Annotated in this window: 21 protein-coding genes; 18 read left to right on the plus strand and 3 right to left on the minus strand. The window is 49.3% G+C overall.

Annotated features, from left to right (window positions below; genetic code table 11):
- Positions 1 to 6: 6 nt before the first annotated feature.
- Together BUB37_RS12775 and BUB37_RS12780 are read left to right on the plus strand one after the other, a co-directional pair.
- Positions 7 to 1,128 carry a PQQ-dependent sugar dehydrogenase gene (locus tag BUB37_RS12775; protein WP_072994207.1) on the plus strand — a complete coding sequence of 374 codons (1,122 nt, stop codon included), beginning with the start codon at positions 7 to 9 and terminating at the stop codon, positions 1,126 to 1,128.
- Between the two features lie 43 nt (positions 1,129 to 1,171).
- Positions 1,172 to 1,570, plus strand: a complete 399-nt coding sequence (locus tag BUB37_RS12780; protein WP_072994208.1) for a c-type cytochrome — start codon at positions 1,172 to 1,174, stop codon at positions 1,568 to 1,570.
- Here the strand turns inward: BUB37_RS12780 and murQ are convergent, their stop codons facing one another.
- Entirely contained in the window at positions 1,571 to 2,380 is an 810-nt protein-coding gene (gene murQ, locus BUB37_RS12785) for an N-acetylmuramic acid 6-phosphate etherase (protein WP_072994209.1), read from the minus strand.
- A gap of 5 nt (positions 2,381 to 2,385) precedes the next feature.
- Entirely contained in the window at positions 2,386 to 3,135 is a 750-nt protein-coding gene (locus tag BUB37_RS12790; RefSeq protein WP_072994210.1) for a DeoR/GlpR family DNA-binding transcription regulator, read from the minus strand.
- A gap of 193 nt (positions 3,136 to 3,328) precedes the next feature.
- Between BUB37_RS12790 and nagB the strand changes: the two genes are divergently transcribed.
- From nagB to acs, 8 genes are read left to right on the plus strand one after another with little or no spacing between them, the layout of a single operon-like run.
- A complete protein-coding gene (gene nagB, locus BUB37_RS12795) occupies positions 3,329 to 5,260 on the plus strand; it encodes a glucosamine-6-phosphate deaminase (RefSeq protein ID WP_072994211.1) in 1,932 nt (643 codons plus the stop codon).
- 57 nt (positions 5,261 to 5,317) lie between these two features.
- The gene (locus BUB37_RS12800) at positions 5,318 to 6,850 is read left to right on the plus strand and encodes a glycoside hydrolase family 10-like protein (RefSeq protein ID WP_072994212.1); all 1,533 of its coding nucleotides are present in this window, start codon (positions 5,318 to 5,320) and stop codon (positions 6,848 to 6,850) included.
- A 3-nt stretch (positions 6,851 to 6,853) separates the two neighbouring features.
- On the plus strand, positions 6,854 to 8,128 hold the full coding sequence (locus BUB37_RS12805) for an MFS transporter (RefSeq protein ID WP_072994213.1): 1,275 nt from the start codon (positions 6,854 to 6,856) through the stop codon (positions 8,126 to 8,128).
- Positions 8,121 to 9,698 carry a glycoside hydrolase family 3 protein gene (locus BUB37_RS12810; RefSeq protein WP_072994214.1) on the plus strand — a complete coding sequence of 526 codons (1,578 nt, stop codon included), beginning with the start codon at positions 8,121 to 8,123 and terminating at the stop codon, positions 9,696 to 9,698. Before BUB37_RS12805 ends, BUB37_RS12810 begins: the two co-directional genes overlap by 8 nt.
- Positions 9,695 to 10,771: an anhydro-N-acetylmuramic acid kinase gene (locus BUB37_RS12815; protein ID WP_072994215.1), complete on the plus strand. Its 1,077-nt coding sequence runs from the start codon at positions 9,695 to 9,697 to the stop codon at positions 10,769 to 10,771. Before BUB37_RS12810 ends, BUB37_RS12815 begins: the two co-directional genes overlap by 4 nt.
- A 57-nt stretch (positions 10,772 to 10,828) precedes the next feature.
- A complete protein-coding gene (locus BUB37_RS12820; protein WP_072994216.1) occupies positions 10,829 to 11,089 on the plus strand; it encodes a DUF4212 domain-containing protein in 261 nt (86 codons plus the stop codon).
- Positions 11,090 to 11,140: 51 nt separating this feature from the next.
- Entirely contained in the window at positions 11,141 to 12,853 is a 1,713-nt protein-coding gene (locus tag BUB37_RS12825) for a sodium:solute symporter family protein (RefSeq protein ID WP_072994217.1), read from the plus strand.
- Positions 12,854 to 12,886: 33 nt separating this feature from the next.
- Complete coding sequence (acs, locus tag BUB37_RS12830) at positions 12,887 to 14,794, plus strand: acetate--CoA ligase (RefSeq protein WP_072994218.1); 1,908 nt, start codon at positions 12,887 to 12,889, stop codon at positions 14,792 to 14,794.
- Between the two features lie 68 nt (positions 14,795 to 14,862).
- Here the strand turns inward: acs and BUB37_RS12835 are convergent, their stop codons facing one another.
- Positions 14,863 to 16,071 (minus strand): multidrug effflux MFS transporter, encoded by a 1,209-nt coding sequence (locus BUB37_RS12835; protein WP_072994219.1) that lies wholly within the window; start codon positions 16,069 to 16,071, stop codon positions 14,863 to 14,865.
- A 109-nt stretch (positions 16,072 to 16,180) separates the two neighbouring features.
- Between BUB37_RS12835 and udk the strand changes: the two genes are divergently transcribed.
- From udk to BUB37_RS12875, 8 genes are all read left to right on the plus strand, one after another.
- Entirely contained in the window at positions 16,181 to 16,789 is a 609-nt protein-coding gene (udk, locus tag BUB37_RS12840) for a uridine kinase (protein ID WP_072994220.1), read from the plus strand.
- 9 nt (positions 16,790 to 16,798) lie between these two features.
- On the plus strand, positions 16,799 to 17,131 hold the full coding sequence (locus BUB37_RS12845; protein WP_072994221.1) for an FtsB family cell division protein: 333 nt from the start codon (positions 16,799 to 16,801) through the stop codon (positions 17,129 to 17,131).
- Positions 17,132 to 17,295: 164 nt separating this feature from the next.
- Positions 17,296 to 18,069, plus strand: coding sequence for a ParA family protein (locus tag BUB37_RS12850; RefSeq protein ID WP_072994222.1), 774 nt, complete (start codon positions 17,296 to 17,298; stop codon positions 18,067 to 18,069).
- Entirely contained in the window at positions 18,069 to 18,971 is a 903-nt protein-coding gene (locus tag BUB37_RS12855) for a ParB/RepB/Spo0J family partition protein (protein ID WP_072994223.1), read from the plus strand. Before BUB37_RS12850 ends, BUB37_RS12855 begins: the two co-directional genes overlap by 1 nt.
- Complete coding sequence (locus BUB37_RS12860) at positions 18,964 to 19,602, plus strand: DUF5683 domain-containing protein (RefSeq protein WP_072994224.1); 639 nt, start codon at positions 18,964 to 18,966, stop codon at positions 19,600 to 19,602. Before BUB37_RS12855 ends, BUB37_RS12860 begins: the two co-directional genes overlap by 8 nt.
- A 119-nt stretch (positions 19,603 to 19,721) precedes the next feature.
- Complete coding sequence (gene dapB / locus BUB37_RS12865; RefSeq protein WP_072994225.1) at positions 19,722 to 20,423, plus strand: 4-hydroxy-tetrahydrodipicolinate reductase; 702 nt, start codon at positions 19,722 to 19,724, stop codon at positions 20,421 to 20,423.
- A 65-nt stretch (positions 20,424 to 20,488) separates the two neighbouring features.
- A complete protein-coding gene (gene lepB, locus BUB37_RS12870; protein ID WP_072994226.1) occupies positions 20,489 to 22,189 on the plus strand; it encodes a signal peptidase I in 1,701 nt (566 codons plus the stop codon).
- A gap of 16 nt (positions 22,190 to 22,205) precedes the next feature.
- Complete coding sequence (locus BUB37_RS12875) at positions 22,206 to 23,393, plus strand: molybdopterin molybdotransferase MoeA (RefSeq protein WP_072994227.1); 1,188 nt, start codon at positions 22,206 to 22,208, stop codon at positions 23,391 to 23,393.
- Positions 23,394 to 23,403 lie beyond the last annotated feature (10 nt).

The following is a 23,403-nucleotide window of genomic DNA, read 5'->3' on the forward strand; positions in this document are numbered from 1 at the left end:
GAAACCATGAAAAATAGTGTACTTCTTATCTGCTTAACCTTTGTTATCTTTAACTGGTCTTGCGCTCAAGACCCTGAAAACCAGGTAAATAATCCAAAAAACATACCCTTTACCCCCGAATTGATGATCGATAAAATGCAGATTCCCTGGGGAATGGCCTTTCTACCCGACGGAAGCATGCTGGTAACCGAAAAGTCGGGCGAGATCATCCACTTTAAGAACGGCACCAAAACCAAGGTTTCGAACGTACCAAAGGTCTACAATAGAGGGCAGGGCGGACTTTTGGACATAGAGGTGCATCCCGATTACAAAAACAACGGTTGGATCTACATTTCCTATTCTTCCGAAGAGGGTCCGGAAAAAGGTGGTCACACGGCCTTGATGCGTGCCAAATTGAAAAACAACGCCCTAGTAGAGAACGAATTACTGTACAAGGCCACACCCAATACGACCAAGGGCCAACATTTTGGTTCGCGTATCGTTTTTGACAACGACGGTTACTTGTTCCTATCCATCGGGGAACGGGGAGCCCGTGACGAAAACCCACAGGACATTACCCGCGACGGCGGTAAGATATACCGCTTTTACGACGACGGAAGAATACCCGAAGACAACCCGTTTGTAGGCCAGGAAGGCGCCAAAACGGCCATTTATAGTTACGGCCACAGAAATCCGCAAGGTTTGGCCAAACACCCCGTAACCGGTGAAATTTGGGACAACGAGCACGGACCTCGGGGAGGCGACGAGATCAACATCATAAAACCGGGTGCCAATTACGGTTGGCCGGTAATAACCTATGGCATCAATTACAGCGGAACTCCCATTACCGACAAAACCGAAATGGAGGGTATGGAACAGCCTTTGTATTACTGGTTGCCCAGTATCGCGCCAAGTGGAATGGCTTTCGTTACATCGGACAAGTACGGTGATTGGAAGGGCAGCATTCTGGTCGGATCGCTTAAATTTCAATATTTGGAACGTCTTGTCCTGGATGGCGGAAAGGTGGTCAACCGAGAAAAACTTATGGCCGACATCGGCCGTGTACGGGATGTAAAGGAGGGACCTGATGGATTGATATATGTGGCCGTCGAAGGCAAAGGCGTCTATAAACTGCTTCCCAAAAACTAGGTTCCCATTTTCGAAATTCGATGTACCCAAAAAACCGTCTTATATGAGATTGATACCCGTCTTGGCGTTGGCCCTATGGACCTCCTGTGCGGTTTATTCGCAAGAGGCCGATTTGGAAGAAAGCATGTTGCGCGGTAAGGACATCTATATGGATTTTTGTGTTACCTGCCACCTCGAAAACGGTGAAGGTGTGGCGAATACCTTCCCTCCCCTCGCCCAATCGGACTACCTTGCCCAAAACCGGACAGCCAGTATCAGGGGGGTCAAATACGGGCAACAGGGCGAAATCGTCGTCAATGGGGTTACCTACAACAATGCCATGCCGAGCATGGGTCTCGAGCCCGAAGAAATTGCCGATGTCATGAACTACATTATGAACTCTTGGGGCAACTGGTCCGACAAACTCGTGACCACCGACGAAGTAAAGGCCGTGGCCGAATGATTACGCCCCGGCATCCAAGGCCGCTTTGACCGACCCGTGTTTTTTAAGCAGTTTTTCGGCCTCCGCATAAGGAATGTCGAGACCTTCGGCCACATACCGAACCCCCCGATCAACCAACTTGTTGTTGCTCAATTGCATATTGACCATTTTATTGCCCTTCACCCTTCCGATCTTGATCATCAAGGCGGTAGAGATCATGTTCAACGCCAGTTTCTGCGAGGTTCCACTTTTCATTCGCGTACTTCCGGTAACAAATTCGGGGCCCACGTTCATTTCGATGGGGATATCCGCTGCCTTGGCCAAGGGAGAACCAGGGTTATTGGTGATTCCCGCCGTCAACAAACCTCTTTTCCTCGCCTCTGATATGCCGCCCAAAACATAGGGAGTAGTACCCGAAGCCGCAATGCCGACCACCGTATCCAGCTCGTTGATGTTATAAACCATCATATCTTTCCAAGCCTGTTGCTCGTCGTCCTCGGCATGCTCTACCGATTTTCGAATGGCCTGGTCGCCACCGGCAATCAAGCCGATTACCCGTGTATGGGGTAAGCCGTAGGTAGGCGGAATCTCGGAGGCATCCAAAATGCCCAACCTTCCACTGGTTCCCGCACCGATATAGAAAAGCCGGCCACCTTTTTCAAAGCGCTCGGCCAAGGCATCGACCAAACGGGTAATCTGGGGAATGGTCTCGGCAACGGCATCGGCCACCTTTTGGTCTTCCTCGTTCATTTTTTTAAGTATGGAAACCGTATCGAGCTGCTCTAGATTATCGTGGTTCGAAGCCGCTTCGGTTATTTTGGTATAATTCATAATCGTTATAAAATTCTAATATCGTGGTTTCTGAATGAATTTAAAAGTTGGTCGTTCGGATCGAGCTCGGTAATCATGGTATTGATCGCATTGATGTCACAGGTCTTATACCTATGCTGCGAGTTGAGCTTTTCCGAGATGGATAAAAGTACCGTTTTTTTCGAGCATTTTATAACGGCCTTTTTTACCTGCACAATATCCCAATCAAATTCGGTGAGTCCGTAGAACGAATCCACGTAACCGGTACCGATAAAGCTATAGTCCACTTTTATCTCCGATAGGTTATGGATGGCATTCGCCCCGATGGTGGTCTGCGACTCGCTCGACACCTCCCCTCCTATAATAATTACGGTAATATTGGGCTTGCCCAATAATTCGGATGCGACCGGAAGGCTATGGGTGAAGCAGGTCAGGCTCAAATTCTGCGGAATCAAGCGGGCCAACTCGGAACACGTCGTGCCCCCATCGATAAAAATTACCGACCCCGGTCGCAATAGGCTCAGGGCCTTTTGGGCGATTTTGTTTTTCTCTTCGAGCTTATAGACATTATGGTTTCTGGTGCTGTTCATCGTAAAACCCAACGAAATGGCTCCCCCATGCACCTTTCGAAGCTTGTTTTCGGCATCCAGTTCCTTTACATCGCGACGGACCGTATCTATCGAAACGTCGAGGGCCTCGGCTATATCCGTCAGTAGAATACGGTTGTGAAGCTCAACCTCGTTCAAAATCGTTTGTTGTCGTTCTTCCTTTAGCATTTCATCAATGAATTCGTAATTATCAGGCTGCAAATATAGCTAATATTATCACATGCCGTTTTTTACTGCTTTAAAGTTAATAAATCATTAAAAAAGCAAAAAACAGCAAAATAAAAAGCAAAAAACAGCACATCAAAGGCTTTCTTGCCTATATTTGCACGATTCTAAACTTCTACCTAAAGAACGATCTAAAATGAAAAGCACCTTAAACCAAAACGATTGCAGTATTGAATACCGGCCTGTGGGCCAATTCGAAGAGACCCGTTTCGAAAAGATACACAATGTTATCTTTTCCGATTCGAACGAAGCTTCCATCAAGGTCGCCGAAGAAATCGCCGCTTTGATCAGAAAAAAGCAAAAGGAAAACAAAAACTGTGTGCTCGGGCTGGCCACGGGATCTTCCCCCATCAAGGTGTACGAAGAACTGGTGCGCATGCACAAGGAAGAAGGCCTAAGTTTCTCGAACGTGATTACCTTCAATTTGGACGAGTATCTGCCCATGGAGAAAGACAACCGTCAAAGCTATTGGTACTTTATGCACGAACACCTGTTCAACCATATCGATATCCCGGCCGAAAACATCCATATTCCCGACGGGACTATTTTAGGGGGAGATGTAATCAAGTATTGCCTAGCCTACGAAAAAGCGATCAAAAAGGCCGGTGGGATCGATTTTCAATTATTGGGTATTGGCAGAACAGGGCATATTGGTTTCAACGAACCGGGATCCCACTACAATTCGGCAACCCGCGTCATCACCCTCGACCATATTACCCGAGTTGATGCGGCCCCCGCGTTTTTAGGCATCGACAATGTTCCGCGCAAGGCCATAACCATGGGTATCTCCACGGTTAGGAGTGCCAAGCGTATCGTTCTCCTCGGATGGGGCCAAAACAAGGCGGACATTATCAAAAAAACAATCGAAGGTGAAGTGTCGTCGGAAGTACCCGCCACTTATTTGCAACAACACAACAACTGTACCTTTGTCCTCGATACCGGCGCCGGAAGCGAACTTACCCGGAACAAGACCCCCTGGTTGGTCGACGAATCACTACAGTGGACCGATAGCCTGACCTTCAAGGCCATTGTTTGGTTGTGCGACAAAACCAAAAAATCGATTCTCAGCCTTACGGATAAGGATTATAACGACAACGGGATGTCGGGCTTGTTGGCCACCCAAAACTCGTATGACCTGAACATCAAAATGTTCAACAGGCTTCAACACACCATCACGGGTTGGCCCGGCGGCAAGCCCAATGCCGATGACACCCATCGCCCCGAAAGGGCCGAACCTGCCAAGAAGAGAATCATCATATTCAGTCCACACCCCGACGACGATGTAATTTCAATGGGCGGTACCTTCGACCGGTTGATCGAACAGGGGCACGACGTCCATGTCGCCTACCAGACTTCGGGCAATATTGCGGTATCCGATGCCGATGCCCTTCGGTATGCAGGCATCGCCAAACGGATCAGCTACTCCGACGAGGCCCAGAAACTGATCGACGATATCAAGGCCAAAAAAGAAAGCAGCTTTGACACCTTGGAGGTCAGGAAGCTCAAAGGAAACATCAGGCGCGGCGAATCGTATGCGGCTACCCGCTATTTGGGCCTATCCGATGATAAGGTCCATTTCTTGGACCTTCCGTTTTACGAAACGGGAACCATAAAAAAGAACAACCTGTCCGAGGCCGATATCAAGATCATGATAGACCTGATCTCCGAGATAAAGCCACATCAAATTTTCGCAGCGGGCGACCTCGCCGACCCGCACGGCACCCACAAAGTGTGTTTGGATGCCGTCTTCGAAGCGATCGAACGATTAAAACCGGAGCCCTTTATGAAAGATTGTTGGCTCTGGTTGTACCGTGGTGCATGGCACGAGTGGGACATCCACGAAATCGAAATGGCCGTACCCATGAGTCCTGACCAAGTATTGAAAAAACGCCATGCCATATTCTGCCACCAGTCGCAAAAAGACGGTGTCATGTTCCAGGGCGACGATTCGAGGGAATTCTGGATGAGAGCCGAAGAGAGAAACAGGGATACCGCCCAAAAGTACAGGGCCTTGGGACTATCGGACTATGCCGCCATCGAGGCCTTTGTCCGTTATAAATTTGATTAATTGTCCATTTTTTGATTCAAAGGCCTATGCCAATACCATAGGCCTTCTTTTGTATTTATGGTTAAGAAACATTTTTTACTTCTCCTTCTATCGGCCCTATTGGGCTCGTGTTCGGTATTGCAACCCATTTCCGAACCTAGAAGGGAGTTCAGGGGTTTTTGGGTAGCCACGGTGGTCAACATCGACTGGCCCAAAAGCGGCCAGGACCCGATAGAAAAACAAAAAGCCGATTACCTGAAATTATTGGATTTCTACCAAGACCTCAACTTCAATGCCGCCATTGTCCAGGTACGGACGGCCGGGGATGCCTTTTACGAATCGCAGTACGCCCCGTGGTCGCGGTATTTGACCGGCAAGGAAGGCAAGGCCCCCGACCCCAGTGCCTTTGACATGGGCAAAGGCGAGAGTATGCTGGCCTGGATGATCGACCAAACCCACCAACGGGGTATGGAATTTCACGCATGGCTCAACCCGTACAGGGCCACTTTCGACTTAAAAACGGAGACCCTAAGCGCGGACCACGATTTCAACAAGCATCCCGATTGGATGGTCAGATACGGAAAGAAGTACTACTACAACCCCGGTCTCCCCGAAGTGCAGGAACATATGGCCTCGATCGTAGGGGAACTGGTCGACAACTATAACATAGACGCCGTTCACTACGACGACTATTTTTACCCATATACCATCAAAGATGAAGTTTTCAACGACTCCCTGGCCTACAATACCTACCGACTCCCCGGGCAAGACTTAGGGGACTGGAGGCGCGGCAATATGGATTCGCTGATCAAAAAGAGCTACAGGGCCATTAAGCGATCCAAACCGTGGGTCCAATTTGGGGTGAGTCCCTTCGGCGTTTGGAAAAACAAAGCCACCGACCCCAAGGGATCGGATACCCAGGCCGGACAAACCACCTACGAGAACCTGTACGCCGACCCCTTGCTCTGGATGGAAAAAGGTTGGCTCGATTATATTGTCCCACAGATTTACTGGAGCATGGACCTGCCGGTCGCCTCCCACAGGAAACTGCTCGATTGGTGGGCCGAAAATACCAAACGCACCAACCTATACATCGGCAACGGCCCCTATAAGATAAAGAACAACAGCGACGAAGCCTGGAACAAAAAAAAGGAACTGCCCGATCAAATCTCCTATGCCCGGGCAAACGAAAAGGTGCAGGGCAATGTCTTTTTCAGCGCCAAAAGCCTGATGCTGCAAAAAAAGGGCTTTGTAAAATACCTTAGGCGCAACTATTACAAATACCCGGTATTGTCCCCGCTTTCGGCAACCCCTAATTTTACCCCGTTTACAGAACCCGAACTCAAGGGCATTGAAAGAGAGGGCCGATCGGTACAATTGAGGTTCGACCAGCTAGACGATGTACGGTCGGTCGTATTCTATAGGTCAAAAAAGGAGCTGCAGCCTTTCTACCGTCCGAAGAAAATGGTGGCCAAGATCGTTGTTGGCGAAGAAAATACCTTGGTACTTCCACCCGAGGCCCTAAAGGGCACAAAACACCTGGCCTATGCCTTTATTGACAAATATGGCAAGGAAAGTGAGCCAAAAATCCTACATTTAAAGCAAAGCTAAGCAATGATCCAAAAAGATAAGTGGGCCTGGGCCTGGGTGCCCCCTTTGTATTTTGCGGAAGGCCTGCCCAATGTCATAATCGCATCGGTTTCGGTGATCATGTACAAGAAACTGGGCATCAGCAATACCGATATTACCTTGTACACCGGACTCCTATACCTCCCTTGGGTCTTAAAACCCATATGGAGCCCGATCGTAGACCTCAAAAGCACCAAAAGAAACTGGTTCTTGCTCATGCAGCTTTTGATATCGGTCATGTTTTTGGCCGTAGGCCTGACCCTGCCCACCAAAATGTTCTTTATTACCACCCTGGCCTGTTTTTGGGTGGCGGCCTTTGCTTCGGCCACCAACGATATTGCTTCCGACGGTTATTACATGATAGGCCTATCGGAAAAAAAACAATCTTTCTTTGTCGGCATCAGAAGTACCTTTTACAGGCTTGCCATGGTTACCGGAAGCGGTTTGATCGTGGTTTTCGGGGGCTATCTCGAAAGAATTTACGGAGACAACACCAAGGCCTGGAGCATCACCATGATCGCAACAGGTGGCTTAATGCTCTTGCTGACCTTGGTCAATTTCTTCACCACCCCGAAATTCGAAAGGTCCTTGGCCATCGAAACCCAAAAACCCAAGGCCTTTTTGGAGGTTTTCACCACCTTCTTCAAAAAACCGAACATCGTGGTGGCCCTGGCCTTTATTTTGACCTACCGCTTGGGCGAATCGCAATTGGCCAAGGTGGCCCAACTGTTCATGTTGGACGAACGTGCCAAGGGAGGCTTGGCCATTTCTACGGAAAACGTCGGCATTATCTACGGGGTCGTAGGCTTGATCACCCTCTCTGCCGGGGGCATCTTGGGAGGAATCCTCATTTCTAGGGACGGATTGAAAAAATGGATGCTCCCCATGATGCTATCCCTCAACGTACCCAACGTGCTCTATGCGATTTTGGCCGTATCTAAAACATCAAGTTTGCCTTTGGTGATCGGTACGGTCGCCTTTGAACAATTCGGTTATGGCTTTGGTTTCGCCGCCTTCCTGATGTACCTCATCTATATTGCCGAAGGCCAGTCAAAGACCTCACACTACGCCATAGCCACAGGTTTTATGGCCTTAGGGGCCATGTTGCCCGGCATGATCAGCGGGGCCGTACAAAAGTGGCTCGGTTACGATGGCTTTTTCATTTGGGTGGTCGTATCGGCCCTCCCCGCCTTCCTCTTGTTGAAATTTTTAAAGTATCCCCCCGACTTCGGAAAAAAATCAGCCCCGACCGATGCATAGCATAGCCCCCTATCCCATTGCCTCCCAAAAGTTAAGCCTGGCCGAAAAGGCCGGTCAACTCTTTATGCCCGCAGCCTTTATAAACGATAGCGAAGAAGAAATCGAACGACTCGAACGCCTTATTAGCGAGCAGCATGTGGGAAGCATCTGCTTTTTCCACAGCAGGGCCAGCGCCGCCACCAATTTCGAGGGCAAAAGGAAAGTCGTTAAAAACGAAGGGAGTTACGATACCCTCAAAAGCCTGATCCAGCGCTATCAAAATGCGGCCAAATACCCTTTATTGATTGCCATCGATGCCGAATGGGGGCTTGCCATGCGCATCGAGAACACTCCCCAATATCCCTATGCCATTACTTTGGGCGCCCTGAGGGGCAACGACGACCTGATCTTTCGGGTGGGCCGGCAAATTGCCATCGATTGCCTGTCGGCCGGTATACACTGGAACCTTGCGCCGGTGGTGGACATCAACAACAACCCCAACAATCCGGTAATAGGTTACCGCTCGTTTGGCGAAGTAGCCACATCAGTGGTCGAAAAGGCCACTGCCTATATCAAAGGGACACAAGACGCAGGGGTCTTGACCAGCATCAAGCATTTTCCCGGCCATGGCGACACGGCCACCGACTCGCATCTAGGGCTTCCCGTCATAGCCAAGACCAAAACCGAGCTTTTGGAAAAAGAACTTTATCCCTTTAAGAAATTAATCGACCAAGGTGTCGATTCGGTAATGGTCGGACACTTGTCCGTTCCGGCCTTGGCCTATGGCAAGCACACCTCTTCCAGTATTTCAAAAGATATCATCAAAGGGGTCTTAAGACAAGAGATGGGCTTTAAGGGCGTTGTTATTTCCGATGCGCTCAACATGCATGCCGTCTCTAAAAACTACCCGAAAAAGGGAGAGTTGGAGTGGCTGGCCTTTGATGCCGGAAACGATATCCTGTGCTTTACGGAACACACCAAGGAAGGCCTGGCCCGAATTACCGAAAAGGCGCGTAAAGAGCAGATCGAGGAAAGCTTTGAACGCGTCTGGAAACTCAAGCAAAAAGCCTTCGGAAACCAGGTCGTGGTTTCCCCTACTGACGAAAGCGCCCCCCTAAACCTTAAAATTGCGGAAAAATCCCTGACCCTGTACAAGGGTACCGCCCAAGGGGTCAGGCATTTTAGCGAAAAGGACTTTGTGGCCCTGTATAATTCAAGCCATTTCGAAAACCCTTTTTTTCAGGCCATAGGGCGCGAAAAGAAATTCAACAAGGTGCAAGTTACCCCCTCCCTTGAAATAAAAGACCGATCCGTGCTGATGGCCCTGTTTCCTCCCCAGGTCAAACCGAACAACAACTTTGGGTTTTCCGATGAAGAGCTTAAGGCCATCAACACCCTGATAGCGGGGAACAAGGTGCACCTGTACCTCTTCGGCAATCCCTATGTACTCAATCATATCAATACCGAAAAGGCCAAGACCATAGTAATCTGTTATCAGCATTTTCCCGAATTCCAACAGGTGGCCGCAAATCACTTTTTAGGTAATTTAGAAGCCCAGGGCAGACTCCCTGTAACAATCAGAGAACTATGAAAACCCACAAGATTATCGGTTTGATGTCGGGCACGTCGTTGGACGGCCTTGATCTGGCCTATTGCAAAATATGGCAAGAAGACAAGGGCTATAACTTCGAGATCGCAGAGACCCATAGCGTTTCCTATTCCGACGAAATGAAACAGCGCTTGAAAAATTCGATTTACCTCGCGGCCGATGAATTGCTTATTTTTCACAATACGTACGGCACCTGGCTGGGCGAACAGGTGCTGGACTTTATCAACAGCTACGACCTGGAAGTCGATTGCGTAGCGAGCCACGGGCATACCACACACCACCAACCCCAAAACGGACTCACGTTTCAGATCGGTTCGGGGCAGCATTTGGCCAATGCCTGCCACCACAAGGTCGTCTGCGACTTTCGCACCAACGACGTGGCCTTGCACGGCCAAGGGGCCCCTTTGGTACCTATTGGCGACAGGCTCTTTTTCGGGCAATACGACTTTTGTTTGAACCTCGGGGGTATCAGCAACATATCGTTCGAAAAAAACGGGGAAAGGCTGGCCTATGACATCGGCCTTGCCAATATGGTCCTCAACTATATTACCCGAAAGCATGGTCTGGAATTCGACAAGGGAGGCCAGTTGGCCCGCGGGGGCAAGATAAACCCGACCATGCTGGAACAACTCAACGATCTGGGGTTTTACAAACTGCCCTATCCCAAGTCGATCGGTTACGAATGGTTCGTAGACCAGGTAGTGCCCATAGTAGAGGCAACCGATGACAGCATGCCCAATTTATTGCGGACGGCCATTGACCATATTTGCGAACAGATAGCCCTTCAGGTCAAGGCCAATTCCCCGGCCGACCATCGAAGCCTCTTGGTCACCGGTGGCGGTGCCCTCAACGATTTTTTAATAGAGACCCTACAGTCGAAACTAGGACCGACCGCCCAAGTGACGGTGCCCGAAACCATACTGGTAGAATTTAAGGAAGCCCTGGTCTTTGCCTTAATGGGCGCCCTGCGTTTAGAGCAAAAAACCAATGTACTGTGTTCGGTAACGGGTGCCCGATCCGATTCGTCGAGCGGCGTAATCTATTTACCTACCTAAAAATATACTGCAAATCATTATATTAGTAAACTCAACTACTTAAACCTAGATTCCACTATGTCCGAAAAGCAAAAAAAGGCCAGTGCCTACTGGAAGGAAAATGTCAGATATCTCTTTATTCTTCTCGCCATTTGGTTCGCTGTGTCGTACGGTGCGGGCATTTTGTTCAAGGATACGCTCAACGAAATCAAAATGGGAGGTTTTGAGTTGGGTTTCTGGTTTGCCCAACAAGGTTCCATCTATGTTTTTGTCATCCTCATATTCGCCTATGTACGCCTGATGAACAGCCTCGACAAAAAATACGGATACGACGAATAAACCGAAAACCAACCCAGCTCCCTTCTCCGGGGCCCTACAAAACCAAAACTTATGGATGTTCAAACCTGGACGTATCTTTTAGTCGGAATTACATTTTCAATCTACATCGGTATCGCCATCTGGTCGCGGGCCGGATCTACCAACGATTTTTACGTGGCCGGGGGCGGTGTTTCCCCCTTGGCCAACGGTATGGCAACGGCGGCCGATTGGATGTCCGCGGCGTCCTTCATCTCCATGGCCGGCATCATATCCTTTGCCGGCTACGACGGCTCGGTCTACCTTATGGGGTGGACGGGCGGTTATGTGCTGCTGGCCTTGTTGCTCGCCCCCTACCTTAGAAAATTCGGGAAGTTCACCGTCCCCGATTTTATCGGCGACCGGTATTATTCGAAAACCGCCCGTATCGTTGCCGTCATCTGCGCCCTCATCGTCTCGTTCACCTATGTCGCCGGGCAAATGCGGGGTGTTGGCGTCGTTTTCTCGAGATTTCTCGAAGTAGACATCAACACCGGGGTTATAATCGGCATGGTCATCGTTCTTTTTTATGCCGTATTGGGAGGAATGAAGGGCATAACCTATACCCAGGTGGCCCAATACTGCGTACTGATTTTCGCCTTTATGGTTCCCGCCATATTCATCTCCATCCAAATGACCGGAAATCCCATTCCCCAATTGGGCATGGGCTCCCGGTTGAACGACGGTTCGGGAATCTATTTGTTGGACAAACTCAACGGCCTCTCCACCGAACTGGGTTTTGCCGAATACACCGACGGCAAAAAATCGACCATCGATGTCTTTATGATTACCCTGGCCTTGATGGTCGGTACTGCGGGCCTGCCGCACGTAATCGTTCGCTTCTTCACCGTCAAACGGGTAAGGGATGCCCGAAAATCGGCCGGCCTCGCCCTTTTGCTGATCGCCATACTTTATACCACCGCCCCGGCGGTATCGGTATTCGCGCGAACCAATATGATCAATACGGTAAGCAACAAAGAATACACTGCCATGCCCGAATGGTTCAAGAACTGGGAAACCACGGGACTTTTGGCCTTTGACGACAAAAACGGCGACGGCAAGATCCAGTATGTTGCCGATCCATCAAAAAACGAACTTACCGTAGACCGCGATATTATGGTATTGGCCAATCCTGAAATCGCCAACCTCCCTGCCTGGGTCATTGCCTTGGTGGCGGCAGGGGGGCTCGCCGCCGCCCTCTCTACCGCTGCGGGCCTCCTCTTGGTCATATCGGCATCGGTATCGCACGACCTGATCAAAAAAGTATTTGTTCCCTCCATATCGGAAAAGGGCGAGCTATGGGCCGCACGTGGCGCGGCCACCGTAGCCGTAGTGATCGCCGGCTATTTCGGGATCAATCCGCCCGGTTTTGTGGCCGCCGTGGTGGCCCTGGCCTTTGGACTGGCCGCGGCCTCCTTTTTCCCGGCCATCGTACTGGGTATCTTTTATAAAAAAATGAACAAGGAAGGCGCCATCGCCGGTATGGTCGTCGGTATTTCCCTAATGCTTTTCTACATGTTGAAGTTCAAGTTCGGGATATTCGACGGAGGGAAGGAAGCCGTTCCCGGACTGGAAAAGGACTGGTGGTTCGGCATATCGCCCGAAGGCTTTGGCAGTGTGGCCATGTTGGTCAATTTTATCCTATCCATAGCAATTATGAAATTTACGCCTCCTCCTCCCGAAAACGTACAGGAAATCGTGGAGGATATTCGAATACCCAGTGGTGCGGGAGAGGCCACGGGACATTAATTTTTTTTAATTTTAAAGAAACACAAGTAAACAATGAGCAATTACCACATTAAACATTTAGAGGAGTATTTTCAGGTCTACAGAAAATCGGTTCGCAACCCCCCGGCATTTTGGGAAGAAATCGCCGAAGAACATTTTGTATGGAGAAAAAAATGGGACAATGTTTTAAGCTGGGATTTCTCTAAGCCGGAGATCAAATGGTTCGAAGGGGCCAAACTCAATATCACGGAGAACTGTATCGACCGGCATTTGCCGACACGTGGCGACAAAACGGCCATTTTGTTCGAGCCCAACGACCCGAAAGAGGAGGTCCAACATATAACCTACCGACAACTGCACGAAAGGGTGTGCCGGATGGCCAACGTGCTTCTCGACCAAGGCATCAAAAAGGGAGATCGGGTATGCATTTATTTACCGATGATTCCCGAATTGGCCATTTCGCTATTGGCCTGCGCCCGAATAGGGGCCATTCATTCGGTTGTTTTTGCCGGCTTCTCCTCCAGCGCACTCGCGGCACGGATCAACGACTGCGATTGCAAACTTGTAATCACCTCCGACGGTTCGTACCGGGGGGCAAAGACCATCGACCTCAAGGGCATAGTAGACAAGGCCCTTGATAACTGTCCTGGGGTGGAAACGGTCTTGGTGGCCAAGCGGATCGATAGTGATATCGAGATGAAGGATGGCCGTGACAAATGGCTACAGCCCCTTTTGGACGAGGCCTATGCCGATTGCGTCGCCGAAATTATGGATGCCGAAGACCCCCTGTTCATCCTCTACACCTCGGGATCTACCGGAAAGCCCAAAGGTATGGTGCATACGATCGGAGGCTACATGGTCTATACGGCCTATACCTTCAAAAACGTCTTTCAATACCGGGAAGAGGATGTATACTGGTGTACCGCCGATATCGGTTGGATCACGGGCCACTCCTACATCGTTTACGGCCCATTGGCGAACGGGGCGACCACGGTGTTGTTCGAGGGCGTACCCTCCTACCCCGATTACGGGCGCTTTTGGGACGTCGTACAAAAGCACAAGGTGAACCAATTTTATACCGCCCCTACGGCCATTCGCGCTTTGGCCAAGGAAAATTTGGACTTTATAGACAAGCACGACCTCTCTTCGTTAAAGGTCTTGGGTTCTGTAGGGGAGCCCATCAACGAGGAAGCCTGGCACTGGTACAACAACAATGTGGGCAAAAAGCAGAGTCCGATCGTCGATACCTGGTGGCAGACCGAAACCGGGGGTATTATGATTACCCCGATCCCCTACGTAACACCTACCGCCCCTACCTATGCCACTCTGCCCTTTATCGGGGTACAGCCTGCACTGATGGACGAGGAAGGCAATGAAATAAAAGGCAACCAAGTATCGGGAAGACTCTGTATCAAATTCCCCTGGCCCTCGATTGCCAGAACGATATGGGGCAACCACGAACGCTATCGCGACACCTATTTCTCAGCCTACAAAAACATGTACTTTACGGGTGACGGGGCGCTTCGCGATGCCGTGGGATACTATCGCATAACCGGGCGGGTCGACGACGTCGTAATCGTATCGGGCCACAACCTCGGTACGGCACCGATCGAGGATTCGATCAACGAACACCCAGCGGTCGCCGAAAGTGCCATTGTGGGCTTCCCCCATGACATCAAGGGAAATGCCCTCTATGGCTTTGTAATCCTCAAGGAGTTCGGGGAGACCAGAAACCGGGAAAACCTGGCCAAGGAAATCAACCAACAGATAACCGAGCATATCGGCCCGATAGCCAAGTTGGACAAAATTCAATTTGTACCCGGGCTACCCAAAACCAGGAGTGGAAAGATCATGCGAAGAATTCTACGGAAAATCGCTTCCAACGACACCGAGAACCTCGGCGACACCTCCACACTTTTGAACCCCGAAGTGGTAAAACAAATTATGGACGAATCGTTATAACCCAGCGATAAACTTGACAAGGCCTTGGCACCTAAAACGGTACCAGGGCCTTTTTTTTTACCCACCTCCTAGGCACGGGCCAGCGCCCGCCTTCTTGCCGCCATAAGTGCGATACCCAGCGAAAGTAAACCGCAGACGGCCAGGCCGGCAAACATGGGCCAAACCGTATCGGTAACAAAACCTCCGATAAAACTGGCGATCGGAACGGCTATAACCGTAGAGACAAAGCCGTTGATCGCGGAACCGATACCCGCGATGTGCCCAATGGGCTCCATGGCTATCGAGCGGAAATTTCCCCATAAAAACCCCAAACAGAAGAATTGGAAGAAGAGAAAGGCCACCAAGACCACAACGCTCGGATTGGGCTCGTCATAAAAGAGAACAACGTACAGCAAGGCGATACCACAAAAGGCCGTTAGTGACATCAAGGCCAATCTTCGCATACCGAACCGCATCACCAGCGTACCGTTCAAAAAGGTGGACGCCCCAATCGAAACGGCGAGCCCCGCGAAAATAAAGGGAAAGGATTCGACCAACCCATATTGGTCTTCGAACACGTGCTGTGAGGCGCTCAAATACACGAGAAAGGCGCCCGTTATAAAGCCCGAGATAAGGGTAAAGGCCACGGTTTCCCTGTATTTCATAAACTCCCTTAGTCCGTGCAAAAAAGCATTCAGTGAAAACGGTACCTTATATTGAGGTTTCAAGGTCTCGGGCTGGCGCTTCCAGAACCATAGGGCAATAACCAACGAAAAGAACAACTGAACATAGAATATGGCCTGCCAACCGGAGGCATCCATGATCCATTTGCCCGTAGCAGGGGCGATGACGGGCACCAAAATGAAGAAGGCCGTTACGAACGACATGATTCTGGCCATGTAATCGCCCTTATAGGTATCCCTGATTATGGCTATGGCGATACTTCTCGGTGCCGAAAGCCCTACTCCTTGCAATATCCTTCCTACGACCATAAGTTCCAACGAACCCGCAATAAGGCAAACGACACTGCCGACCCCGAACAGCAAAAAGCCCATGTACACAATGGGTTTGCGCCCATAACTATCGGACAAAGGCCCAAAAAACAATTGTCCGAAGCCCAGGCCAAGGAAAATCATGGTAATGAGCATCTGGTTATCGGTAGGGTCGAAACTGTCGATAGACTGTCCGATATGCGAAAGTGCGGGCAAAAGGGCATCCAACGCCAAGGCAACGATCGACATGAGCGAGGCCATTAAGGCGATAAATTCAAAGTTCGGCTTTACATTTTCATTTTGCATTGGGCAAAATTAGGCATATAAGGCGTAAGCCCTGTAACGAAAACTTCATTTTACCGATATGCCTGGTTTTGCATTGCAAATATGTATTTTTGACAAAAATTTATCTCGAATGCTGATTATAGGAATCGCAGGTGGCACCGGCTGTGGAAAAACAACGGTGGTCAACCAGATCATCGATGAGCTTCCCGAGGGGGAAGTAGGCGTACTATCACAAGACTCGTACTACAAAGACCTGTCGCACTTGCCCTTGGAAGAACGTAGAAAGACCAATTTCGACCATCCCCAATCCATCGATTTTGAACTTTTGGAACGACATATCGAGTTACTAAAGGAGGGACACTCGATAAAACAACCGGTCTATTCCTTCCTCGAATGCAACCGCACCAACAAGACCGTGCCCGTGCACCCGACCAAGGTATTGATCGTCGAGGGAATTTTGATATTGACCAATCCAAGGCTCCGCAAAATGATGGACATCAAGATCTTTGTACATGCCGATTCCGACGAGCGATTGATACGAAGGCTCAAGCGCGATGTCAACGAACGCGGTTGGGACCTCGACGAAACCCTCGAAAAGTACCAGACGAACATTAAGCCCATGCATTTGCAGTTTATCGAACCCAGCAAGGAATACGCTGATATTATTATACCGAACAACAAATACAACACGGTAGCCGTTGACATTGTAAAGACGATCATCAACGAAAAACTGGCTTAGACAGATACAATGGGATTAAAAGACTTGCGAAAGAAGAAATGGTTCAGCCTACTTACCAATGTTTACATTTTGGTGCTTACGGTATTCGTTGTCTGGATGCTTTTTTTCGATACCAATTCGCTCTTGATCCACCTCGAACTTAGAAAAGAGATCAACAAACTCGAAAAGCAACAGGAATTTCTAAAAGAGGAAATCGCGAAGGACAAAAAAATATTGGAAAAACTCTCCGATCCCGAAGAGCTCGAGAAATTCGCCCGAGAGAAGTATTTCCTCAAAAAAAAGAACGAGGAAATCTACCTTATCGAATACGAGGACAGCCTGGAATTGCAGGAAAAGGACTAAAACCTTTCATCGATTTTATATACCCACACATTGCCATTGGCCGATAATTTTCGATTATTAACCAACTTTAACGCAGAACATCACGGTTATTCACTTTCTGTTAACAAAATGGTTTCAATAGCATCATAAATAATTGTATTTTTACTCCCTAACATAGACGGATAATGGGCAAGATAATTGCTATTGCAAACCAGAAGGGAGGGGTAGGAAAAACTACCACGACCGTAAACTTAGCGGCCTCTTTAGGGGTCTTGGAAAAGAAGGTGTTGTTGATCGATGCCGATCCCCAGGCAAATGCTACATCCGGATTGGGTATCGAGGTGGATGGCGTGGAACTGGGCACTTACCAGTTACTTGAGCTGACCAAGACCGCCAAGGAAACGATTATAGAAACCGATTCACCGAATTTGGACCTGATTCCCGCCCACATCGACTTGGTCGCCATTGAAATAGAACTGGTCGACAAAGACGATAGGGAATATATGATGAAGAGGGCCATATCGGATCTGCGCGATGCCTACGATTACATCTTGATCGACTGTGCGCCGTCATTGGGGCTGTTGACCCTGAATGCCTTGACCGCCGCAGACTCGGTAATCATCCCCATTCAATGCGAATACTTTGCTTTGGAAGGACTTGGCAAACTTTTGAACACCATTAAGAGCGTACAGAAGGTACACAACCCCAACCTGGATATCGAAGGCATGCTGTTGACGATGTACGACTCCCGTTTGCGGCTTTCAAACCAGGTAGTCGAAGAGGTACGCAAGCATTTTGCCGACATGGTATTCGACACCATTATCCAGCGCAACGTGCGTCTAAGCGAGGCGCCGAGTTACGGGGAAAGCATTATCAAATATGATGCGAGCAGCAAAGGTGCTACCAACTACCTGAACTTGGCCAATGAGGTGGTGAAAAAAAATAAAGAAATAGCTTAATGGCGAAAGCAACAAAAAAACAGGCTTTGGGGCGCGGACTTTCGGCCCTGTTAAAAGACCCGGAAAACGATATACAGTCTGCAAACGACAAAAATGCCGACAAGGTAGTCGGCAATATTGTTGAACTGGATATTGACGCCATTGAGGTCAACCCATTTCAGCCCCGTTCAAATTTTAATGACGAAGCCCTTAACGAACTGGCGACGTCAATCCGGGAATTGGGCGTTATCCAACCCATTACGGTTAGAAAAGTCGATTTCAACAAGTACCAGTTGGTATCGGGAGAGCGCAGGTACAGGGCATCGAAATTGATCGGGCTCGATACCATCCCGGCCTATATCAGGATCGCCAACGACCAGGAATCCTTGGAGATGGCCCTCGTCGAGAACATTCAGCGACAAGACCTAGACCCCATTGAAATCGCCCTTTCGTACCAACGCTTGATGGACGAGATCGAATTGACCCAAGAAAAATTGAGCGAACGAGTCGGAAAAAAACGCTCTACCATTACCAATTACCTGCGCCTTTTGCGTTTAGACCCGATTATACAAACCGGGATGCGCGACGGTTTTTTAAGCATGGGCCACGGCCGTGCCTTGGTCAACATCGAAAAAAAATCGGACCAGATCGCCCTCTACGAGAAAATAATCGAACAAAACCTTTCGGTTCGCGAAACGGAACGCGAGGTAAAGGCCTACCATTCGGGTCCTAAAAATACAAAAGGCAAAAAGCCGTCCGCTTCCGTTCCCGATTTCGCCAAAGAAAATATCGATAAATTCACCGACCATCTTTCCGTCAAGGTAGCCATTTCGGCTTCTGAGAAGGGAAAGGGAAAAATAACCATCCCCTTTCATTCACAAGAAGAGTTCAAAAGAATCAAAAAATTGATCCTAGGTGAGTAAATCCCTAATTACATTGCTCTTTTTGGGCCTATTTACCGTATTTGCACAGGCCCAAAAAGAAACTATAAAAAAGGCCGAGGTAGACTCCCTTCAAACGGAATTGAAGAAAGAGGGTATCGTGGTGGTCGACACCCTAAAATCAAAAAAAAAGGAAATCAACCCCTTGGCTCCCAGCAAGGCCGCATTTTATTCGGCCGTTTTTCCGGGTCTGGGCCAAATCTACAACAAGCGTTATTGGAAAGTACCCATTGTCTATGGGGCCATCGGGGCCGCCATTTACGGCTATACATGGAACGACAAACAGTACGACCGTGTTCGTACGGCATTTAAGCGCAGACAGGCCGGTTTTACCGACGATGAGTTTTACGACCCGAACGGAACAGGAAACGGACCCTTGATCGATTCGGAAGACCTACAGAACGAACAAGAGCGCTTTCAAACCGACCGCGACCTGCTCTTGTTGGTATCCATTGCCCTGTATGCCCTGAACATCGTAGATGCCAACGTAGACGCCCACTTAAAGCAATTTAACGTAGACGACGACCTCAGCTTTGATATGGAACCCTACATACAGGTCGACCCGGTAAGCAATACGCCCCATTATGGCATGGCCATGATCATAAAGTTTTGAGCGGGGTATTGGCGGCAAAATCGAGGTCTCTGGGTCATAAAACTGGATATTTCATCCTTAAACTCATTACCAAACATTATTTTTGGCAATATTTACAGATTAATCTTAATTAGCAAGACGTGAACATAGCACTTTTCGGATACGGGAAAATGGGAAAAATGATAGAGCAAATCGCTCTGGACCGAGGCCATTCGATCGTAGCAAAAATCGATATCGATACCCAACATATCGATTTTGAAAATATGGATGTCGCCATCGATTTCAGTATGCCCAATGCCGCCTTCGGCAACATTACCTCATGTTTTGAGCACGGTGTTCCGGTGATTTCCGGAACGACCGGTTGGTTGGATCGTTTTGACGAGGCCAAGGCCCTTTGCGAAGAAAAAGAAGGCGCCTTTATATACGCCTCAAACTATAGCTTGGGCGTGAACATATTCTTCGAACTCAACCGATACTTGGCCAAGATGATGCGCAACTTGGAACAATATCAGGTATCCATGGAAGAAATCCATCACACCCAAAAACTCGATGCCCCCAGTGGCACTGCGATTACCCTGGCCGAGGGCATTATCGAAAACAGCGATTACCAAGGCTGGAAACTGGACGACGCCGGGGCGAAAGAGATTCCCATTACGGCCAAAAGAATCGGTGATACACCCGGTACGCATACGGTCGATTACACCAGTAAAGTAGATTCGATCGAAATAAAGCACACCGCACATAACCGTGAAGGCTTCGCCCTTGGGGCCGTTATTGCCGCGGAGTGGATTGTTGGAAAAAAGGGCGTTTTTACCATGAAAGATGTGTTAAACCTAGGTTAACCCATGCTTCCTTTAAACCAGAATACGCTTATTTGCATTGAACCATCATCAATAAACTATTTAGAATGAACGCGACACAGTGGTTACTTTTTATTCTTATCGTTCAGGTCATCCATTTTTTAGGCACCTATAAACTTTATGTAAAGGCAGGCAGAAAGGCATGGGAAGCGGCCATACCCGTCTACAATGCCATCGTTTTGATGAAGATCATCAACCGCCCGACCTGGTGGACCGTCCTGTTGTTCATTCCGATCATCAACCTTTTGATGTTCCCGATTATATGGGTGGAGACCATCAGAAGCTTTGGCCGTAATAGCCTATGGGAAACGTGGGTGGTCATACTCACCCTAGGTTTTTACATCTACTATGTAAATTATGCCCTAGACGTCAAATATATTGAAAACAGGAGCCTGCACCCTACAACGGCTACGGGCGAATGGGTCAGTTCGATCGCCTTTGCCGTTATCGCCGCTACCCTGGTACACACCTATTTTATCCAGCCCTATGTCATTCCCACTCCTTCGTTGGAACGTACGCTAAGGGTAGGCGACCTGCTCTTCGTGAGCAAGTTCCACTATGGCGCCCGAACGCCGATGACCACTATCGCGGCCCCAATGGTACACGATACCCTGCCCATTATCAAGACAAAATCATACCTAAACAAGCCCCAGTTGCCCTATTTTAGGTTGCCCGGCTTTACCAAGGTAGACCGCAACGACATTGTGGTCTTCAGCTGGCCCGCCGATACGGTACGCCAGTTTTTTAAGAAGGAAGCAGGGGTCAGGAAACCCATCGACAAAAAATCGAATTATGTCAAACGTTGTGTGGGCATTCCGGGCGATTCCCTCGAAATCATCGACGGCTATGTGTACATCAACGGGAAACAACTCGAATTACCGGATAGGGCAAAACCCCAATACGACTACACGATTTATTCCAGCAAAGGGGTCTCCTCCAAATTGCTTCAGGAAATCGGGGTGATGGACTTTCAACGGAAGTACCTTTCGGGCCCGATCAACCAGACCCAGTTCGACGCCGTCAGAAAATATCTCTTAGGTACCGAAAGGGTAGATAACGGTAAAATCGCCCTGTATACCAAGGCAAGCGGTATCCCCCTAAAGGTAATCCAAAGTCAGCGACTGGCGTTGACCGAGGAAACTCCTAGGGCCCGTGTGGCTGCCCTTACCGATGAAATGGTCGCCCAGCTAAGGCAGGACTCTTCCATCGATTCCGTGGTTCGCCAGGTCGACGAAAAAGGGGTCGCCGGATACAACAACTTCCCCCAAAACCCCATGTACCCTTGGAACTACGACCAAATGGGCCCGATTTATATTCCGGCAAAGGGAGCTACGGTACCCTTAGATTTAAAATCTTTGCCGCTGTACAAAAAGATCATAACCGAGTACGAAGGCAATACCCTCAGCGTATCGGGCAATCAAATAAAGATAAACGGGGAAGTAGCCGATTCGTACACCTTTAAACAAGACTACTACTGGATGATGGGAGACAACCGCGATCACTCCGAAGATAGCCGCGCTTGGGGCTACGTACCGGAAGACCACATTGTCGGAACACCCATTTTTATCTGGTTGAGCGTCGACAATTTCAACGAGGGCATCCTGAATTGGAAGCCGCGCTGGGACCGAATCTTTACCACGGTCAACGGAGAAGGCGAACCTGTTTCGTATTTCAAGTATTTCCTTATCGCCCTTGTAGCCTATTTTGTAGGCAGTTGGCTATGGAAGAAAAGGAAAGCCAAGGCCTAACCCCAAAACGACCGGAATGATCGCTTTTGAAAACGCTTTGGAACAGGTATTGGAACACCCCCTCGATCTCGGTACCGAAAAAGTGGCCCTTTTGAAAAGCGCCGGAAGAATCTTGGCGGAAGATATCGAGGCCGATAGGGACTTCCCTCCTTTCGACCGGTCGACAAAAGACGGGATAGCCATCGCCTTTTCTGCCATTGAAAGTGGATCGGACTCCTTTGAGATCGAAGGGGTTCTTAGTGCAGGCATGCCCCAAGGGACGCTTTCATCGCCCGACCATTGCCTGGAAATTATGACGGGAGCGGTATTGCCGCACAATGCCGATACCATTGTCATGTACGAGCACACCGAAATTAAGGACGGGCGCGCAAAAATCCTTAAAAAACCGGTTCGGGGTCAAAATATCCACGGCCGGGGAAGCGATATTACCGCGGGAGCCATCCTTTTAAAAAAGGGCACCCCCATAACCCCGGCCGTTATCGGGGTTTTGGCCTCGGTGGGCAAGACGGGGGTTTTGGTAAAAAAACTGCCCAAGGTTTGTGTGGTGTCAACAGGCAACGAACTTGTAGAGGTCGAAGAGACCCCCTTGCCACACCAGATCAGAAAATCGAACGTGCTTTCGCTTTCCGCCGAACTGACAAAAAAATCCATCGACCATACGCTCTTGCACCTGCCCGACGACAGGGATTTAATTGCGGGCGCACTCGAAAAAGCCCTATCTACCCATGATGTACTCATGTTGAGCGGAGGAGTGTCAAAAGGCAAGTTCGACTACGTCCCCGAGGTCTTGGATGCTTTGGGGATCGAAAAAATATTCCACAGGGTGGCGCAAAGGCCGGGCAAACCTTTTTGGTTCGGCGTTCAAAAAGAAAGGAACAAGGTCGTTTTCTCCTTTCCGGGGAATCCGGTTTCCACCTTTGCCAACTACCACGTATACTTTTTGGCCTGGTTGGATCGCTTACTCGGACAGAATACAGGAAAAAGCACGGTAATCGTAGACGAACCGGTACCAGCCCATACCGCACTGACCCTTTTTCTACAGGTCGAAACATTTTGGCGAGAGGGCCAATTACACGGCAAACTGGTACAGGGCAACGGATCGGGCGACTTGGTGAATCTGGCCCAGGCCAACGGCTTTATTCAGGTAGCACCGGGCGAACACACTTTTCAAAAAGGTTCCGTATTCCCGTTCATCCCAGTGTAGGCAGACTCCG

It is taken from the genome of Pseudozobellia thermophila (assembly GCF_900141855.1).
GTDB classification, from domain to species: Bacteria; Bacteroidota; Bacteroidia; order Flavobacteriales; family Flavobacteriaceae; genus Pseudozobellia; species Pseudozobellia thermophila.

Coding starts and splice junctions, on each gene's coding strand:
- BUB37_RS12775 (WP_072994207.1), top strand. CDS start 7: ATGAAAAATAGTGTACTTCTTATCTGCTTAACCTTTGTTATCTTTAAC.
- BUB37_RS12780 (WP_072994208.1), top strand. CDS start 1,172: ATGAGATTGATACCCGTCTTGGCGTTGGCCCTATGGACCTCCTGTGCG.
- murQ (WP_072994209.1), bottom strand. CDS start 2,380: ATGAATTATACCAAAATAACCGAAGCGGCTTCGAACCACGATAATCTA.
- BUB37_RS12790 (WP_072994210.1), bottom strand. CDS start 3,135: ATGCTAAAGGAAGAACGACAACAAACGATTTTGAACGAGGTTGAGCTT.
- nagB (WP_072994211.1), top strand. CDS start 3,329: ATGAAAAGCACCTTAAACCAAAACGATTGCAGTATTGAATACCGGCCT.
- BUB37_RS12800 (WP_072994212.1), top strand. CDS start 5,318: ATGGTTAAGAAACATTTTTTACTTCTCCTTCTATCGGCCCTATTGGGC.
- BUB37_RS12805 (WP_072994213.1), top strand. CDS start 6,854: ATGATCCAAAAAGATAAGTGGGCCTGGGCCTGGGTGCCCCCTTTGTAT.
- BUB37_RS12810 (WP_072994214.1), top strand. CDS start 8,121: ATGCATAGCATAGCCCCCTATCCCATTGCCTCCCAAAAGTTAAGCCTG.
- BUB37_RS12815 (WP_072994215.1), top strand. CDS start 9,695: ATGAAAACCCACAAGATTATCGGTTTGATGTCGGGCACGTCGTTGGAC.
- BUB37_RS12820 (WP_072994216.1), top strand. CDS start 10,829: ATGTCCGAAAAGCAAAAAAAGGCCAGTGCCTACTGGAAGGAAAATGTC.
- BUB37_RS12825 (WP_072994217.1), top strand. CDS start 11,141: ATGGATGTTCAAACCTGGACGTATCTTTTAGTCGGAATTACATTTTCA.
- acs (WP_072994218.1), top strand. CDS start 12,887: ATGAGCAATTACCACATTAAACATTTAGAGGAGTATTTTCAGGTCTAC.
- BUB37_RS12835 (WP_072994219.1), bottom strand. CDS start 16,071: ATGCAAAATGAAAATGTAAAGCCGAACTTTGAATTTATCGCCTTAATG.
- udk (WP_072994220.1), top strand. CDS start 16,181: ATGCTGATTATAGGAATCGCAGGTGGCACCGGCTGTGGAAAAACAACG.
- BUB37_RS12845 (WP_072994221.1), top strand. CDS start 16,799: ATGGGATTAAAAGACTTGCGAAAGAAGAAATGGTTCAGCCTACTTACC.
- BUB37_RS12850 (WP_072994222.1), top strand. CDS start 17,296: ATGGGCAAGATAATTGCTATTGCAAACCAGAAGGGAGGGGTAGGAAAA.
- BUB37_RS12855 (WP_072994223.1), top strand. CDS start 18,069: ATGGCGAAAGCAACAAAAAAACAGGCTTTGGGGCGCGGACTTTCGGCC.
- lepB (WP_072994226.1), top strand. CDS start 20,489: ATGAACGCGACACAGTGGTTACTTTTTATTCTTATCGTTCAGGTCATC.
- BUB37_RS12875 (WP_072994227.1), top strand. CDS start 22,206: ATGATCGCTTTTGAAAACGCTTTGGAACAGGTATTGGAACACCCCCTC.